Consider the following 17748-nt stretch of genomic DNA (forward strand, 5'->3'; position numbering starts at 1 on the left):
AGATCTAGAGCTTTAGGTAGTAGTGCTCAACTTTTTCCACACAGGCTGCACTGCCGACTAGTTTAGACACATGGCCAAAAGCTTTTTCGACAACGCTGTTTTGAAACTCTTTATCCGTTAATAAGTTAACTGTTTTTTCAACAAACTCTGTTGACCCTCCAACGGGAGCAACGCCTCCCGTGATCCCGTCAATTACAATTTCGGTGACTCCACCCCAATCATGGGAAACCATGGGCACCCTCTGAAAGGCTGCTTCTATGACTGTATTTCCGGTACCTGCAGACTCTTCTTTTTTAAAAGCGACAGGGTTCCAAAATAAATCGATGCCCGCGTAGAAATTTTGAGTGTCTTTAATACCACCTATGAATTTGATCCGGTTGGCGACGCTAGTCTTGGCCGCAAGTTTTTCAAGGTTTTTGCGTTCTTCTCCATCACCAGCAATTAACAGATAGGTGCGATCCAACTGGGAATGTTTTTGACAAAGCTCATCAAAATAGTTGATGGCATAGTGGACACCTCTGGCAGGGTTTAGACGGGATAGGGACCCAATGACGATGTCTTTGTCTTGAAAGCCGTACTGCTCTCGAAATTGAGATCTCGATCCACGGACATGCTCAATCCGACAAGGATTGTACAGAAACCCTACCCGGTCGGATCGAAAACCATAGCGCACTAGCTTTTCTTGTTCAGCCTTGCAATTGCCAATGGCCCGTACACCCAGGCTGCTAAACAAGCGGGGTACATATTGATAGGTAGAAGCATGGACACCACGAGAATGCCAGATGATTTTTGTTTTGGAGCCTGCAAGTTGTTTTGCCAAAACTGCTATGGGAACTGGTCTGGCCATTTGCAGATGAACACAGTCATAGGGATAGGTTTTTAATAACTCAACCAACTTGTTGAGAAACTGAATATTACCTCCCACACTATTAGCATGGGTTTCCACATCAAAATACTTAACCCCTAGGTTCTCAATATCATCACAAAGTGGCCCATGAGCACCCAGAAGATGAACCTCATGACCTTTGCCTGTTAAAAGTTCTGATAATGTTTGGGTGGATCGCTCGGTGCCGCCCAAACCCTTCATGGAACTGATCAGTAAAATTAGCATGGTTAATTTTTAAAAGCGTCTCCTAGAAATCTTAAATAAGTTGTCTCTGCAGCATTTGAAATAGTCTTACCTTAAGAAAATATAGGCTTGATGTTAGTCCATCGTAAGAGATTATTCTCTTGCAATATTTTGAATTTCTGAAACCAATTCGTTTGGCATAAATACATAATCGCATTGATTTAAGTCAGAGTGAATTCCAATATTTTCAATTTTTTTCAATCCGACAAAGGTATTCTTGTCTTTCTCTACTCTAAAAAATGAATAATTTAGTTCATTAAATATCCTCTCTAATTCTTCTTGCCTCTCTTTTCTCATTGTGTTTTCAGTTGAGTAAACCGGCAAAATCTCTAGCAAAACAATGGGCTGCTGAGTCTTAAGTAATTGATATAAGCTTTTAACAACTTCTAATTCTGCACCTTCAACATCTATTTTGACGATGCCAACGTTATCAGAATTCACTGTATCCCTTATGTTCTCGAAGCGAAAACAAGGAACGAGAATTCTACGATAAATCGTTTGGCCTGAACGAAAATTTTCAATTAAGGAAGCCGAAGAATCAAACTCGGAATCAGTCAAGCATTCCAATGAAAGCATCTTATCTTCAGTAAAGAGTCCAACTGGAACAATGGTGCAATCTTCGAACTGATTCTTTTCTATAAGTTTTTTCACATAAAAGACACAAGTTGGATTTGGTTCAAAACCGATATACTTTCTTTTGAGTTCAACCCCTTTTACCTTTATCAAGGTTTGCCCAAGATTTATGCCAACATCAAAGAAAGCCCCTTGCTTTTTTCTTAAAAGATGTTTTAAGAGCCCAATCATCCAAGCTTCTGTTAGAGTGCAACTTAGGTCTGAAATTGTCGGAATCTTAATATCATTATCTTCAATTTTGATGACCTTTTTAAAGGTCATATAGTTCAGCAATATTGCCTTTCTTTTTAACTTTCTCAATATTTCTTTCTTTAACATAGCTAATATTCTTGCCTAAATTTTTTTCTGCCAAAGAGTTATGTTGCTGGATCGTTTGAATTTAATCCAGTTCCATCGTACTTGATCTACATAAATGGGCAAAGAAAAATAGAGGAAAAAATAAAATTGGGATCCTCACAATTGTTGATGGCACATTGCTGGCCAAGGCAAATGCAATGAATGTACTGACACCATAGTAAGCATACTTTCTATTAGTTATAAAAACTACGAAAATATAGCCTAATAAAAGGCCGATTAGGAGCGTGCCTAACCAACCAAACGCAATCATATTTTCAATGATGAAACTATGGGGATTGATTGCTAGGAGAGCGTCATTTCCAAACCCGTCATAGTAAAAAGACCCATAATTTTTGGTGCCACTTCCCAGGACAGTAGTGTGGATATGACCAAACGCATATTGATAGCTCTCAAGTCGGTACGATAGGGAGTTATCACCGCCAGTATCGAACAAAAATAAGTGAAGTCGTTCAGCGGTTCTAGAAATGAAAGGGTTGTCTGCGTAACTGAGATTGTCCAGGATGGTTTCCCAGTCCATTTGACTGAGAAATAGCCCCCCAAACCAGAGCACTGCAATGGTGACAAACAGCAGCACAATATTGCCAGAGTAAAGAAATTTTAATAGAAGAAGAACTGGTAAAACTAGAATACAAATCCTTGATCCTAAGGATAGAATCCACAGGGTGATGAAGGAGGACATCAGTGTGGTGGATAGGAATCCTGGAAATAAAGTTTTGATACAATAAATTAGTAGAGGGGTAAAGACGAGGAGATAAGTAGCGAGATCGTTCGGATTGTTGAACATTGAACTCGGTACACCCGTTGACCCTAGATTTAGGACAGTGCCTGTTCCTAACTCATAGATATAGAGCAGTAGCACCACGCTCAGGGCAATTAAGGGTGCTAAAAAGGGAAACGTTTCCTTTTTTTCAATGAGATTGACGCTGATCTTGGCCGCAATATAGGAATGGATGATCATCAAGATGTAATAGAGATCGATCCATTGGTCTTTGCCTGAGTTAATGATGTTGTAAACAAAGGCAAGCAAGACATAGAGCACTGTCAAAAACATCAACCGGTCATAGAGAAAACACCTGACTGCCAGGGCCATGGGCAGAATCATGGTGGCTATGACGGGGAGGCTCTGGGATGGCTTGAGCGCACTTGAGACAATAAAAAATGACGAACCAGAAGATAACCCTATTAAAACTAGGAGTACAAATATCTTTTCTTTATCCAGTTTAGATAGGATGTTGCCCATGGTAAGAGAGAGGCCGTTGAAATATAAATTTGAGATATAAGTACATTGTCTAATAATTTTTAGACTAGTGATTTCCAGGAGGCAGGATTATCTGATGTTGTTCAAATCTAAGGTAAAAACTTGATATCTATGATAGTAAACTACCTATCTTCTCTTTGTTGAAGGCAATGAAGTCGACTAGGACACTTTTCCAATTGGTTTTAGCAACCTTGGTATAGACAAAAGTCATTTGGACGGAAAAGAGAATATAGGCGACCGTGGTGGCCACGGCAGCCCCACTCATTCCATATTTGGGAATTAATAGGATATTGCCAATAACGTTGATTAACAGTACTCCAAGGTTCATGTAGATGTTGAGCTCTGGTTTGCCACGAGCCGCAATGTCATGGGCCAGAACACGGGCTCCACTCCAGGCGACCACCCCTGGCAATAGCAGCTGCATAACCAGGGCAGAGTCAGCGTAGTCAGCTCCAAACAGCATAGATATGATCGGTACCGCTAAGATGCCTGTGGCAATGCCAGCCAAGCCTGTAAGGCTGAGGACAAAGATATACATCAAAGGAGTCAGCTTACGTCTTTTCTCCTCTTCGGAGGCCAGCTGGGATAGCAGGGGTAACATGACCACACCAACCGCAGCGGAGAGCAACCACAGTTTTTCCACCATTTGTGTGGCAATCACATAGAGACCGGTACCTGCTGTATCTCCTAATAGATTAAGAAGATAGACATCCACCCGGTAATTAAAAAACGCCAGGGCAATGCCTAAATGAGACTTAAGCGCATAGCGAATAATCCGTTGGCCATAGGATTGAATCTCGCTGTCAATTGATGCTGTTCGATATAATTGGTGATAGAGCATCAGGTAGGAGGCTGCCAGGGCGACCAGTGCCCCCACCAGGTAAGCGGCCATCATGGCGGTGACATTTCCCAGGCCAATGGCTACTAGGGCAAGGGAAAGCACCAGGGCAATGGCGGGCTGCAACAGGAGAACGATGTTATATGCCTTAAAGTTTTGGAGTCCCTGAAAGATGGACACCAAAAATACTTGTAGCAATAATATGGGATAAATAGCTAGGGCTAACCAGAGGGTGTTGCTGGCAACACCTGGGAACCATTGGCTCCCAGCTAGCCATATGGATAGAGCGCCGATGGCAAGACCCACTGGGACTAAAAACGTGAACCATCTGACACTGGTGTCAAAGGCGGTACGGACAGATACATTGTTGCTACTGATAAAGTGAGCATTAGCCGTAGGCATACCCATTGCCAGGAATTGGTACAATATGGTGGGGAGGAGGAGTGCGATCGCAAACTGACCATTGCCCTCGGGCCCTAATGATCGAGCAATAACAATAACTGTAAAAAGCTGCAGAACTCCAGCACCCAGCTGCCGAATCAGGGTCCCAACAGAATTCTGAATCAGTCGTTTTAGACCAAGCTTATGCATAATTTTGAGCTAGTTCCTGCTTGCCATCAGCTCTACTGATTGTCTGGTCATAAAAGGCCTCTAATTGCTCTGCAATAGCGGTTTCACCATAGCGGTCAATACATGCCTGACGAATCTCTTGGGCATCATATTGATGTCTGTTTGTTTTGATATAACGCATTGCTTGAGCCATGGCCTCCACATCATCTGGCGGGATTAATAATCCATCCTGGGGCCGGACCACTCGATTGGGGCCACCACAGCGAGTGGCAATCACAGGTTTGCCCAAGGCCAGGGCCTCAATAATTACGACACCAAAGGTTTCATACTGACTAGCTAGCACAAGTGTGTCCGATTCAGCTACATGGTCTCGCACTTCATGACGCTCCAATGCGCCCAAAAAAATCACCCGATCAGCCACACCCAGATCGTTGGCTAAGGCTGCCAAATTGGCTCGCTCCGTACCATCACCGCCAATTTTTAGATAGGTGTTTGGATCATCCTTAAATGCCTGGGAAAATGCAGTAATTAAAAGATGAATACGTTTGCGCTTGTTGGAGAGATACGCAACTTTAATAAAAACAAATGGCTCATCAGCCTTTTTTTGGGGAGCCAACGGATAGTGGGTGAAGGCTACAGGCACAACATTGGGACAAGCCTGCCAATGACTACCTAAAAACGTTGAAATCTCATCACAAAATGCTTCGCTCACTGCTAGGCGACAATCTGCATCAGCGACAGCCTTAGACGCTAAACGAATCTCCCATGGGGCAAACAGTCCACGGGCATAGGCTGTACCATGCTCTGTAACAACAAAGGGAACCTTGTAGCGAGTCTGGATGTTCCAGGCCAACAGCCCTCCATAAATCATGGCATGCGCATGGATTACATCAGGCTTACCATAGGTGTTTACATAACGCCTATAGAGCTTTAAGCCATCATGGACCCAGAGAAGATAATTAAGATAGGGAATCTGCCTAGGGAACCAAGTCATGCTATGCATTCTCAAGGTAGGAATGCCGCCATCGTCTTCGTGCTCAAATCCATACCGGCCCGATACAACACTCTGCCATTGACGCATAGAGCGATGCTGGGAATGGATGATACCTACCTGGTGACCATGCTTGAAAAGGGCCAATGCCTGCTCACGAAAAAAACTCCCCTGGGTATCTTTCTTAGAGGCACGATACCAAGACGGAATCACTAAAATATGCATGGAAAGTTATAAAGCTATATCTAATAGTATCTGTTGTGTAATGGACCTTTAAAAAGCACTAAAACGTTTGTCGTGATAGATCTTTATAGCTTATATATAACTTGAACATCTTACGATTTTAAAACCTTAGATATCGTCAGGCTAAAACCACTGACTTAACAGTGACAGTTACGAACTCCTGATAATGGCTTATGCCAAAGTTGTACGCCCAAATATTAATCATTGTATCTGTATATGTTCTAATCTTCCTATCTTGAACTGACCGTCCCAGTCAACCAAAAGCAATTAGTCTTTGTTCAAGATTTAAATTCTTAAGTTAGGTAGCGTACATTTAGTAAGTATTTCTATGCACTTAGTATTTGGTCTATGAACAAACGGTGTACTTTGATACATTTACATATAGCGATATCACCCACCCCTGTCCCGGTTGCTCATAGCTTACCTTGAGGACCTTATCTAAAATGGTTGTGTTGCTTGCATCATCGACTAAGTCAGTATTTAAGGATGCGTTGGATTTAGCCAGATAGTTTTGTAAAGCTCACATAAAGGCTATGGGGGAATAGCTGAATTCTTGTTAGGATTCAGCTATGTACGCTTTATATAGCAAGATGGGGGCTACTAGGCTAGGACATACCGATAACTCTGATGCCTATTCAATAGAAACACCAAATAGCTAGAAAATCTTCGATTTCGCAAATTTATCGGATGTCTTGACCAGTTTACTGCTATATTTAGTAAGTTTTGTTTTTATTATAGAGGTTTCAACTTTACGATTCGATAATTGATTGTTTGATGTCTAAAGAACACTATAGTTGGTTCATAGATGGATTTCGTGTTCGAATCTAACCCCTTTAAGGACAATCGCTTGTAGCTTTAACATTAAATAGTAAGAGAAGTTGGTTAGGAGAGAAAATCTGCCATTCTGATTTTTCCTTAATTTTTTTCTAGGCGTTGAGTCGTTCAGTTTTTTTCTGAATATCTCAGGCATATTTGTACGGGCAGATAAGACTGTTTGGGCAGATTTCCTTTCGCTTGCTGTTGACAATGTCATTATAAAAATGAGCGATTTAAATTCCCACTCCGCTTTTTGGCTCAGTTTGTCGCTTAAGGGTGATCGTCAAGTGCGAAAGCTTTTGCTGATGACTATTGATATAGTCACGCTGGTTATTGCCTTGTATTTAGCGATCGCAACTCGTCTCGAATCATATTTTCCTTTCCCATTCATCTCGGAAAATATTTGGCAAACCGCTACATTGCCGATATTTCAATACTATGTTTTTCAATTGAGTGGGCTGTATCGAATTTCATTAAGGCATTCCAATCTGTTTTTAGTTAGAGACTTAGCTAAGGTTGTAGCCATCAGCACAAGCATGTTATTGACGCTGTCATATTTCTTTAGTGACTGGATACTTGGCAAGTCAGTTTTGATTATTGACGCATTATTTTGTGTGGTTCTGTTGGTTATTGTCCGACTGGGATTGCGTTGGTTCGTTCGTGCAGGAGTTATGACGCAGAAGCGTCGCGCATTATCCGAGGACTGTCCAAAGCGTTTACTAATTTATGGGGCCGGTTCGGCTGGGGTTGCGCTTTTGCAAGCTCTTTTTGGCAGCCATTTATATAAGGTAGTTGGGTTTGTCGATGATGATATTGACCTACAACGCTACACTCAAATTGAAGGACGTAAGGTTTATTCGTTACAACAGCTCCCCTACCTTTGGGACAATGACTACTTTGATGTTGTTGCGTTAGCAATCCCCTCTGCCTCCCAGAGTGTTCGTTGTAAAATTTTTGAGGACTTGTCACAACGGGGCTTTCCAGTAAAGACGGTACCCAGTTTAGATCGGATATTTTCAGGTCAGGTCGCCATCAATGAACTCCATGACATTGACGTTACGGCACTGTTAGGGCGAGAAGAAGTATCCCCAAATGTGGGTCTGTTACAAAAGCAGATTCGAAATCAGGTTGTGTTAGTAACGGGGGCTGGTGGGTCCATTGGCTCTGAGCTGTGTCGTCAGATTATTCAGCAACAGCCAAAGAGCTTGATCTTATATGAGCTAAATGAATTTGCCCTTTATCAAATTCATCAAGAGCTGTCGGAAGCCTATCCAGACGTCATGTTTGTTCCCTGCTTAGGGAGTGTTACTGATAGAAACTATCTTCGAGCACTGCTGCAGAATTATGGTGTGGATACGCTCTATCATTCTGCCGCTTATAAGCATGTGCCTTTACTCGAATCGAATATCGCTAAAGGTGTTGAGAATAATGTTTTAGGAACGCTGTCAGCTGCTCAAAGTGCAGTCGATGCTGGGGTGAGACAGTTCGTACTCATTTCGACTGATAAAGCGGTCCGTCCTACCAACATTATGGGAACAACTAAGCGGGTGGCTGAGCTAACGATTCAGGCACTGTCTGATCAGTTTCAAGTTCGTACTCGGTTTTCGATTGTCAGATTCGGCAATGTCTTAGGGAGCAGTGGCTCGGTGGTGCCCCGCTTCCGTCAGCAAATTGCACAAGGGGGGCCAATTACGCTCACACATCCAGAGGTAACGCGCTTCTTTATGTCTATTCCTGAGGCGGCTCGATTGGTCATTCAGGCCGGGGCCATGTCTGAGGGCGGAGAAGTATTTCTTTTGGATATGGGCGAGCCGGTTAAAATTTATGACTTGGCCGCTCGCATGATCCACCTCAATGGCCTCATCCCCGACAAAGATATTGCCATTAAGATTACGGGACTACGGCCAGGGGAGAAACTCTATGAAGAGTTGTTGATTGATAGTGAAAATGCTCAGTCAACTACACATCCTAAAATCTTCTGTAGTCAGGAATATTTTCTGCCATGGGAAATCCTGGAGCCGATGCTAAAGGATCTGATTTATCATGCCTCATTAAATGATCTAGCTGCTGTTCGTAACCTTTTGAAAGAGCTTGTGCCCGAATATCAGCCATCTGTAGCGGTGACAACAGCCTCAGGCCAGAGGCCTTTAGAAGATAATCAGGCCTTGCCTATTGCTGTTGGCTAAGTTTTTGATGCTAGCTTTGTTGTTTAGAGCCATTGGCGAGTAATGTCTTTTCCTATGGGTAGGACAATCTGCCAAATAATGTGTTTGGCAGATTGTTGTCAATATGCAGGGATTATTGTATCTGTTGGGTAATAGTGATGCCGTCTAGCAGGGTGCGATCGCAACTAATATGGGGCAATTTTACCTGGGCATCATCAGAAATGCCAGGTTTTAACCTGCGCTGTCGCAGTTGCTTAAAGCTGCCCGGCGCTAAGATATTTAGCCTTGGCGCTATGATGTCATTTTTCTGTCGCTTAAAGCCATAGGACTCATTCGCCTGTTGCATTTTGTCGTCAAAAGCTTGCAAGAACTCTTTCGGATCAGGTAGCTTGGCCGACTCTGTTAGCTCAATATTGAGAACGTAGTAGGGATCTACAAGCGACTCTGAAAGCGTGACACAAAAATCCTCAATTGATAAGTTGTTCTGTAGTGGTGCTACCGCCTGAGATACATGGTATTCAGTTGTCTTCTCCGAAATGGCTGAGAGAGTTCCTCCCTGGCGATAACGAAAGATAATTACAGGCACGCCGTGACGCATGTCGATCACCTGCAACACATCGCCAATGTCGTAACGACAGAAACCCGAGTAATTGGTGACGAGGACTCGATAGTATTCCCCGATTTCTAACTGATGGGGCAACAACGTTCTCGGATTGTCTTTTTCCCACTGATCAGGGGCAATAAACTCAAAGAAATTTGTCTTTAGAGCTAAAATTGCCCCATCGTGACCGAGGTTACAACAACTCCCAAAGACGGCTTCTGACGATGAATAAGTCCCTCCAAAAATAGGTGTGTCGCCGAAGTATTCGCCAAAACGCTCAAAGTAAAAGTCGGACGGTCCCCCCTGGGCGGTAATCAAAAAGGCCAAATGAGGCCACACATGGCGAGGCAACAAACGACCATGGCGCTCTAATAGCATTTGGAGCTGTTTGGCCCGCTGCGGTTGAGGAGAGAGCCGAGACTGTAGTTTCTGCCGTAGGGCCGGTTCCAGGGGGATGTCCTGGGAAATTGTCCCCCGACCCATATCATCCACTAGAGCTGGGCCAAATCGTTCTAGATAGGTACATAACTGCAGCATAATCAAAGGAAAATTTGCTGCCAGGTAAGCTAGGCGTTCCTGCCGCAGACCAAACAGTAGACAGACATAGTTACGGGCGGCGGTATCCTTAATTAGCAGGGCGTCATAGGGCTGGACAAATAGTTGCTTGAATACAAACGATGGAGTACTTCTAAGCTGATTGCCACTGACGTGACCATAGGTGATATGTCCCTTTTCGGTCTGGCCCAGGGGCGTAATCAGTGTGGTCAATAGTAACTGACCGACAGAGTGCCCCTGGGCCTGGGCCTGTTCAAACGCATAGCCCATGGCTACCTGGTTGGCATAGGCTCGGGTTTGCTGGACTCGTTTGGTAATGGGAACGAGTTTACGGCTACCGGTAGAGCCGCTACTCATGTTGAAAACCTGAACGGACCGGGGCGATACGACTTTAGCTTCGCCAGCGGTGGCCCGCTCAAAGTAGGGGGCATAATCGTCGTAACTCCATTGAGGGACCTGTTGCCGAAACTCATCAATGCTGCTGATCCGATTTAGATTGAGCCCCTGTCCTAAGGCTGTGCTCTGCTGTTCTTTGATCAGTGTTTTAAGGAATCGAGCCTGGATAGATTTTGCCTGAGGTAACTGACGTGTAAATGCCCGTTGCTGCCATTGGGCGGCCATTGCAAACACAGATAAGACCGGCTGAGCCATAAGTTACTTCACAATCCGTCTTGTAAACTTAAAAATATTTCACAATAATAGAATGAAGCAGTGGGCTTACCTATTTTTTCCCATGCTTTATACCCTTAGTGGAGTTACCGATGCCCCAGCCCGTTGTGTTTGCCATTAGCTTTGTCGCGGCCTTTGTGTTTGCTAGTTTTGTTGAATACTGGCTACATCGGCTGATGCATGTATCTCCCAAGGTGGGGCAGCGCCATCGCGATCACCATCGTCGTAATGAAGGCCAGGGGGTGCTTTGGGAGTTTCGGGACTATGTATTGGGCAGCGCGATCGCAATGGCCATTCCCTTTATCTTTTCCCTCATCGTCGGTCTAGGCTGGGCCAGCGGTGCGTTATTTTATGCCGCCTTTTCCGCCTATGCCCACCAGCTCCAGCACGAAAATCCCCGCAAGTGCTTTTGGATGAAAATGCCCGTTCACTATGTGCATCATAAGTACGGCATGTGGGAGCACAACTTTGGTCTGGGCTTAGACTGGTGGGACCACATCTTTGGTACCTATAAGCCCGTTGAGTGGCCAGCCGAAGATGACATTCCTGAGGCGTCGATGCTGGCCGTACGCTGGTGGTAAGGTCCGTAGGGGCGTTCCATAGAACGTCCCTACGAATCAAAATTTTCGTAGTTTTCCTTCGCCTGCTTCACCTGGGGTGACAGCGTCAGCATCTGTGAAACCGCAGCATTCACCCACGACAGCGGAAATGTAAAAGGTCGCTCAATATCGAGAAACAGGACCACCCGATAGCCGTCGGTCTCATTCCACACCTCGTGGTAGTAAGTGTCATCAAAAATCAGACTTTTGCCCTCTTCCCAGTGGGTGATAGTGTTGTCCACCCGAATTCGACATTTTTCCTTGGGTTCAGGCACCCTTAATCCCAGATGATAGCGAATCAGGCCTTTGTGTTTACCGCGATGCTCAGGGATATGTTTTCCCGGTGCCAGGATAGAAAAGAAGGCCACCTTTAGCCCTGGAATATCCTTGAGCAACTCCCATGTGCGGGGACACTGCTGGCAATTGTTAGTAGCCACAAAGCCAAAGGCGCAAAAGTAATAGGTTTTCCACTTGTTATCGGGGCTAATGCGGTTTTGGCGAGGCATGATGTCTTGGAAGCTGGGCAGATCATTCACATCTGCCAATACCTGGTCCAGTTCCTGACGAATCATGGTCCAATTTTTTTCTAGGCTGGTGGCCCATGGGAATATGTCAGTGGGAAATATGGGCGCGTTTCCCAGGGGAGAGGCGTTACCTAACCAGGCTTCAAAACGACGATACCAGGGGCGATCAAAAATTGGATGAATTGGGGTTTCTGGACTTTGGGGTGGAGTGATTTGCATGAACGATGTAATACATTAAAGAAATCTAAAGAACACGCTAAAAACCAGGCAAAACCCGTGGTTACATCAGTGTAAAGATATAGTATCTGGTTAGGTCCTAATCCTGGCATGCTCTCCTAACCACCCGTTTCATGATGAAACTGAAGCCATTTTTGTTTTCCATTCTCGGTACCTTGACTGTGGGCGTTGTGCCTGCGATCGCACAGGTGATTCCGGCTGAAGATACGCCTGAAGTGGCGACCACCGTAAATCAAGATGGTTACTCGGTGATGCTGGGTGACAGTGTCGATCGCATGGAGTTAGAGTGCCGGGCCTATTTGGCGGTGAGCTTTCCCAATGGCATTATTGATCCGGCCTATTTGCGTGAAGATTTAGAAGCCACATTTCTAGAAGCTGGACGCCGGGGAGGGGTGGCCCCTGATACCCTGTATGACTCCAGTGAGGTGATTGCTAACCGGGTGGGTGAGCTGATGGAGCTGAGCGGTCGAGCGTTTGATGTGGAGTCTGGCCTTAAATTGCAGTTTCTCTACGAAGAGATGGAAGAGGTTGTCTGTGAGCGGTTGGCTAAGGGGTAGATGTCCTTTCTTAACGAAATTATAATTGCAGCCTATACTAAGTCTGTTGTTGGCTTTCGCCTACCCGGTGACAACCCTGCTTTAGAACCAGACGAAACCTATCGCTGGTCCATCTCTTTTTTGATATCACTGTGTTCCGGTGGTAAAAATACTCCATCAATTTCAAACTTAGGTTCCTTGACAGCAACAGAATCAAACCGATAGGTAGCTGCATCGGGTGGGGGAACGTCAAGTAAATCAATGCGATCGCAAGTCGTGAACAACGTTCCAGTCAAACAAACCTTTTTCGGTAAAAGACTGACAGCGTCGTATAGCAAACCATGTCCACGTTCAACCCTGGCAGTTCATATAGGTCAAAACAACCGTGCTGGACGTGGACATGGTTTAGAGCAACGTTACTCTATCTGAGATTGATGACTGCTGCTTCACTTGGCGTGCCATCAGCATTCAATGCATACAGCATGTAGTATCCCGGAGGGGCAATGTAACCGCTCTCCGGCATCTGCAATGCATACTCGTCATTCCCCAGATCACTGAATTCCAAGGAGATCAACCGTTGATCCGTGTTGATAGAGTGAGTGACTGTGGACATCCGGATGAGATTGAACCGGACGATATCCTGATCATCCGTCACCTCCAGATTGATCGTATCTCCATAGTCAGCTTTATCCACGGTTGCAATATCGGGGCGGTCAGCCAGAGAGCCATCGTCATTAAACAAATAGCCTGGGCTAAAGACCTGCGCATCCGGGTGATCGGCGGCCCCTCCTCCAGTCAATCCACCACCGGCTGCGAAGACAGTTCCGTCAGACTGCAACAACGCAACAGAGTGATAGTTTCGCGGAATATCCATGGAATCCATCACAGACCATTCGCCCGTACTCGGATCCCAGACTTCACCGGCATAGACAGTGCCTTCATCACTGAATTTCTTGCCAGATGTGTTGCCACCCACAGCCATAACTCGACCGTCGGGCAAAACAACACCGTTGAGGAACTTGCGGTCATAGTTCATCTCGCCAGTTTCGGTGACGATTGGTGTATCGCCCGTGATGTCAATGATGTAAGCCTTGTTGGTGACTGTGCCGCTGTTGGCTTCCCGGTCGGCACCACCAAATTTCAAGATCTTGCCCACGTCGTACATGACAAAAGACCCATGCTGAGAATAACCATCAGGTCGTTGTCCGGCTGATTCCAACACGCTGCCGACATCGTCCAGGTCAGCCCAGTACATTTCAGGTCCGGGGCCAGCGATAAAGACCTTGCCATTCGGTGCCTGGAACATTTGTGGGTGCCAGGAAGTTTGATCACCCGTGCCCTGGTAAATATTGATATTCATGCCGTCAACGGTGGTCCAACCTTCTCCTTCCCGCCAAATTTCTGCATTGCCAGCATGGCTATCAGGGGCATTGCCTCCCCATGTCAGTACGCTGCCGTCATCTAACGTTAGCGAGGTATTGTACCAACGCCGCATGTTCATGTTTTCTACGCGGGTCCAGGTGTCGGTTTTAAAGTCGTAGATGCTGGTTGAGGTCACGGTGCTACCACCGCCGTTGACCATAATCCGGCCATCGGGCAGCATTACTGTACCAGGACAGAACATGTCATGCTGAGTATTGGTGATCAGAAACTCTTCAACTTCTCGAGATGCCGTATTAAAGACAGAAGTAAAGGTTCTGGGATTATTGCCACCAAATTTGAAACGATCCCAGGAAGACCAGGTGACAATCTCTCCATCGGGTAGCTGGGCCGCCGCCACGGCAATGTTGGGCATGCCGATCACGCCGCTCCAGTTACCGAAGATCGCATTCTGCGACGGCAGATTGTCGCCAGTGACTTCAATGATGCCGAAGTAAGCGCTGTTCAGACCGTCGTCATCCCACTGGTCATTCGCACCGAAGTTCATCGTGACGAAGTCTTGGTTACCGCCAGAATTATTCGGTTCGCCCGGAGCAAAATTTGTGTAGGTGACGTCTGCGCCACTGGCCCAAACGAAGCTGCCTTCAGACTTAACGTCATTTAGGCCTGTCCAAAATCTCTCATCCTTGCCAAACCTTGACTGCAGCCAGTCTTCTTCTGCCGCATCGTTAATGGTGACGAGGTTGCCTCCTAGACGCTGAGCATACTGCTGAGCCTCCTGCCAGGTCATCTGAGTGGGTGTCAGTAAGTATTCGCTGTCGCCCCGCTCAAATCGAGAATTGGAATACAGCTGAGATCGAGGAATCAGTTCCAGCTCTTGCGAATCACTGCTCCATTTGAGATCCACGGTGGCATTACCACCATTTTCGTAGTAATCGACGCGAATATCGTAGCGTTGCCCAGCTTCCAGCACGATGGAGCCAGTATCCACAGTGGGGCCATGGTCGGTCCAGTTGTTAATCAGCAGCTGGTCATTAACCCACAGCCGAATGCCGTCATCACTAGTTGTCTGAAACACATATTCTTCCGAATAGAGGGTCTCAACTTCACCGGTCCAGCGAATGGAAAAGGTGTCCGGAGCGATGCCTGCTGGGCCACTGTTACCAAAGTCAAATGCAATATTCTCGTCAATGGAAACGCGGGTCAGGTCGGTGAAATTTAAATTGTTGTAGTACTCTCCGTAGAGCCCATTGCCACTGCCCGGTCGCGGTTCGTTATCCATGATGATCAGCTGAGCGCCGCTGACCACCGTGGATGCGCCGCCGGTAGGATTATCCAGATACAACCAGAAGCGCTCGTCATCCTCAACAGTCTGATCCTCCAGAATAGGAACAACAATTGTCTTTTCGGTTTCACCATCGGCAAACGTCAGCTTGCCCGAAACCGCAGTGTAGTCCTGTCCTGCAGTCGCTCCGTCATCGTCGGTGAAGTAATCGACAGTTATTTCTCCGTTGGCACCACCATCACGCAGCACCGTCACGGCAACAGAAGGATTTCCTTCTGTTGTCATGTACATGGGCCGTCCGAAGCGCAGTAGTCCAGCCGGAGCTTGAGTGTCATCATCGACAATTGTGACCGTGGTTTCAGCTGTCTCGATTGTCGCCCCGCCCGTTGGGTTACTCAGGCGAATGTTGAAGGTCTCGTCACTTTCTGCATAAGGGTCCTGGATGATCGGAATCGTGATCAACATGGATGCCTGACCATCGCCGAACGTCAGCTTACCAACCACCGGGACATAGTCTTCCAACTGTGTGGTGGTGCCGTCCACCGTGGCATAATCGACGCTGACTACTCCATCGGTGCCACCAAGCCGATCGACACGAATCTGCATGGATGACGTCTGCTCATCGACGGTGTATTCGGTTGCGGAAAACGCAAATTGTCCGGCAACTGGAGGGTTAGGTCCATCACCCAGAAATTCAATACTGCCGGTGATATCTGTCCCATCCGTATTAAAGACATCGGCCACTAGTTCAGCATTGCTGATGTCTCCCTTATAGATCCAGGTACTGGTGCCCACCGTCTGGAAGCTATAGTCATCAATTGTGCCATTGAGCTGAATCGTATCTTCCCCAATCGAAAAGTCGAGGATATCAGCATAGTCATTGAAAAAGTTCTGGTCATAAAAGCCCCCGGCTTCATCGCCGAGGATAAAGAGATCAGCTCCGCTGTTGCCCTGGAGCTGATCAATACCCCCTAAACCATTTAAGGTGTCATCTCCGGTGGTGCCTTCCAGGATGCCATCGTTGCCAGGAGTGCCCACAATGTCATTGCCAGGGGTGGGCGTGGGGGGCGGCGGCGGTGGGGGCGGCGTGCCGCCACCGACAAAGTCAATGCTGCTGGTGATGTCTGCCCCACCGGTGTTAAAGACATCGGCTACCAGTTCAGCATTGCTGATGTCTCCCTTATAGATCCAGGTGCTGTTGCCCACTGCCTGGAAGCTATAGTCACCTAAGACGCCGCTGAGCTGAATGGTATCTTCCCCTGAGGTAAAGTCCAGGATGTCGACATAGTCACTGAAAAACTCCTGATCATAGAAGCCACCGGTGTCATCGCCGAGGATAAAGAGATCGGCCCCGTCATTGCCCTGGAGCTGATCAATACCCCCCAACCCATTTAATGTATCGTCTCCGGCGGTACCCTCCAGTACTCCATCATTGCCCGCTGTCCCGAGGATCAGATTCAATTGTCCCTGGTAAGAGACTTGAGTCGCCTGGCTTACGGCTATTCCTGCTTCAATCGAACCGGTGGCTTTCTCTAATTGCCAGTCTCCGGTATGACCGGTGATATTATCAGAGGCGGCGACATCGGCCTGGGTAAGCTGACTAATCTGTTCTATAAAGCCGAATCCATCGGCAGCGGCAAGATTACAGCCGTAGAATAACAGATCACCTTCCTGGGAGAAGGCCGTTTTCCAGCTTTCTAACTCCGCTTCATAGTCATTGAGGTTAGTTTGGCTAAAAATGCTGTTTCCTAGTTGGAGTTGTCCCTGACTGCCATGGGAGAAGATATGGACGCTTTCTAGGTTGCTGTATGCTGCTAAGACCTGAGTGATCTGATCAAGTCCACTGGATTGATCATTCAACAAGAAAACTTTGTCAGTCTGCAGACTTGTCAGTAATTCATCCGCCTGGGCCACATTGCTATCGACAAAGGCAATATTGGTGGACTGTAGAGAACCTTGGGGGATAATATTATCTGTTGACATGAAGTGACAAGAGAATAACTGTGATATTGCTTAAAAAACAGCCTGATAGCCCACAGTAAACCTATCTAAACCCATGGGTTTAGATGATCTGATCGACGTTCTCGACGAGGGCGATCAGGAGAAAATAAGACTATGGTCAGCAATATAGGTTTAGATGACCAGCAGTCTATATTCATGTCCCTGGGTAAAGATTAGGGTTTCTACGTAATAGTCACTAGTACTACAAATATCTTTTTTGGTAATCTCATGTATCGATAGGGGTTCTGTAAAGAGAACAAGATAATTCAATGTGTTGATTTGTCTTAATCGTGCAAGGCTTTTGTTTTATGCAGTAGTTTGTATCTGAAATCGCTGGGGTTTACGTGTTTTTTATGGTTAT

General features: G+C 46.2%; 11 protein-coding genes and 1 pseudogene. 3 read left to right on the top strand and 9 right to left on the bottom strand.

Going from position 1 to position 17748, the window contains the following annotated elements:
- Positions 1–4 precede the first annotated feature (4 nt).
- From IXB50_RS09505 to IXB50_RS09525, 5 genes are all read right to left on the bottom strand, one after another.
- On the bottom strand, positions 5–1111 hold the full coding sequence (locus IXB50_RS09505) for a glycosyltransferase family 4 protein (protein WP_215608721.1): 1107 nt from the start codon (positions 1109–1111) through the stop codon (positions 5–7).
- A gap of 111 nt (positions 1112–1222) precedes the next feature.
- A complete protein-coding gene (locus tag IXB50_RS09510; protein ID WP_215608722.1) occupies positions 1223–2080 on the bottom strand; it encodes an FkbM family methyltransferase in 858 nt (285 codons plus the stop codon).
- A gap of 61 nt (positions 2081–2141) precedes the next feature.
- The gene (locus IXB50_RS09515; RefSeq protein ID WP_215608723.1) at positions 2142–3359 is read right to left on the bottom strand and encodes a hypothetical protein; all 1218 of its coding nucleotides are present in this window, start codon (positions 3357–3359) and stop codon (positions 2142–2144) included.
- 127 nt (positions 3360–3486) lie between these two features.
- Positions 3487–4806, bottom strand: coding sequence for an oligosaccharide flippase family protein (locus IXB50_RS09520; protein WP_215608724.1), 1320 nt, complete (start codon positions 4804–4806; stop codon positions 3487–3489).
- Entirely contained in the window at positions 4799–6001 is a 1203-nt protein-coding gene (locus IXB50_RS09525) for a glycosyltransferase (RefSeq protein WP_215608725.1), read from the bottom strand. The genes IXB50_RS09520 and IXB50_RS09525 overlap by 8 nt, the downstream gene beginning before the upstream one ends.
- A 1139-nt stretch (positions 6002–7140) precedes the next feature.
- Between IXB50_RS09525 and IXB50_RS09530 the strand changes: the two genes are divergently transcribed.
- Positions 7141–9021: a polysaccharide biosynthesis protein gene (locus tag IXB50_RS09530; protein ID WP_215608726.1), complete on the top strand. Its 1881-nt coding sequence runs from the start codon at positions 7141–7143 to the stop codon at positions 9019–9021.
- A gap of 112 nt (positions 9022–9133) precedes the next feature.
- Here the strand turns inward: IXB50_RS09530 and IXB50_RS09535 are convergent, their stop codons facing one another.
- A complete protein-coding gene (locus IXB50_RS09535) occupies positions 9134–10807 on the bottom strand; it encodes a GH3 auxin-responsive promoter family protein (protein WP_215608727.1) in 1674 nt (557 codons plus the stop codon).
- A gap of 110 nt (positions 10808–10917) precedes the next feature.
- Here IXB50_RS09535 and IXB50_RS09540 point away from each other — a divergent pair, with 110 nt between their 5' ends.
- Positions 10918–11406 carry a sterol desaturase family protein gene (locus IXB50_RS09540; RefSeq protein WP_215608728.1) on the top strand — a complete coding sequence of 163 codons (489 nt, stop codon included), beginning with the start codon at positions 10918–10920 and terminating at the stop codon, positions 11404–11406.
- Between the two features lie 29 nt (positions 11407–11435).
- On the opposite strand, the gene IXB50_RS09545 is transcribed toward IXB50_RS09540, so the two are convergent.
- Entirely contained in the window at positions 11436–12167 is a 732-nt protein-coding gene (locus IXB50_RS09545; RefSeq protein WP_215608729.1) for an aspartyl/asparaginyl beta-hydroxylase domain-containing protein, read from the bottom strand.
- A gap of 131 nt (positions 12168–12298) precedes the next feature.
- Between IXB50_RS09545 and IXB50_RS09550 the strand changes: the two genes are divergently transcribed.
- Positions 12299–12742: a hypothetical protein gene (locus tag IXB50_RS09550; protein ID WP_215608730.1), complete on the top strand. Its 444-nt coding sequence runs from the start codon at positions 12299–12301 to the stop codon at positions 12740–12742.
- 131 nt (positions 12743–12873) lie between these two features.
- On the opposite strand, the pseudogene IXB50_RS22050 reads toward IXB50_RS09550, so the two are convergent.
- Both IXB50_RS22050 and IXB50_RS09565 read right to left on the bottom strand, forming a co-directional pair.
- Positions 12874–13017: pseudogene (locus tag IXB50_RS22050) on the bottom strand (DUF2887 domain-containing protein); the annotation flags it as partial.
- A 125-nt stretch (positions 13018–13142) separates the two neighbouring features.
- Positions 13143–17369, bottom strand: a complete 4227-nt coding sequence (locus IXB50_RS09565; RefSeq protein ID WP_215608732.1) for a DUF4347 domain-containing protein — start codon at positions 17367–17369, stop codon at positions 13143–13145.
- Between the last annotated feature and the right edge of the window lie 379 nt (positions 17370–17748).

The sequence above is a fragment of the Leptothoe spongobia TAU-MAC 1115 genome (genome assembly GCF_018739885.1).
In the GTDB taxonomy this organism is placed as follows: Bacteria; Cyanobacteriota; Cyanobacteriia; order Phormidesmidales; family Phormidesmidaceae; genus Leptothoe; species Leptothoe spongobia.

Excerpts from the sequence above, each read along its gene's own strand:
- IXB50_RS09515 (WP_215608723.1), bottom strand. The coding sequence starts at position 3,359 with ATGGGCAACATCCTATCTAAACTGGATAAAGAAAAGATATTTGTACTC.
- IXB50_RS09535 (WP_215608727.1), bottom strand. The coding sequence starts at position 10,807 with ATGGCTCAGCCGGTCTTATCTGTGTTTGCAATGGCCGCCCAATGGCAG.
- IXB50_RS09505 (WP_215608721.1), bottom strand. The coding sequence starts at position 1,111 with ATGCTAATTTTACTGATCAGTTCCATGAAGGGTTTGGGCGGCACCGAG.
- IXB50_RS09565 (WP_215608732.1), bottom strand. The coding sequence starts at position 17,369 with ATGTCAACAGATAATATTATCCCCCAAGGTTCTCTACAGTCCACCAAT.
- IXB50_RS09545 (WP_215608729.1), bottom strand. The coding sequence starts at position 12,167 with ATGCAAATCACTCCACCCCAAAGTCCAGAAACCCCAATTCATCCAATT.
- IXB50_RS09540 (WP_215608728.1), top strand. The coding sequence starts at position 10,918 with ATGCCCCAGCCCGTTGTGTTTGCCATTAGCTTTGTCGCGGCCTTTGTG.
- IXB50_RS09550 (WP_215608730.1), top strand. The coding sequence starts at position 12,299 with ATGATGAAACTGAAGCCATTTTTGTTTTCCATTCTCGGTACCTTGACT.
- IXB50_RS09530 (WP_215608726.1), top strand. The coding sequence starts at position 7,141 with ATGACTATTGATATAGTCACGCTGGTTATTGCCTTGTATTTAGCGATC.
- IXB50_RS09520 (WP_215608724.1), bottom strand. The coding sequence starts at position 4,806 with ATGCATAAGCTTGGTCTAAAACGACTGATTCAGAATTCTGTTGGGACC.
- IXB50_RS09525 (WP_215608725.1), bottom strand. The coding sequence starts at position 6,001 with ATGCATATTTTAGTGATTCCGTCTTGGTATCGTGCCTCTAAGAAAGAT.
- IXB50_RS09510 (WP_215608722.1), bottom strand. The coding sequence starts at position 2,080 with ATGTTAAAGAAAGAAATATTGAGAAAGTTAAAAAGAAAGGCAATATTG.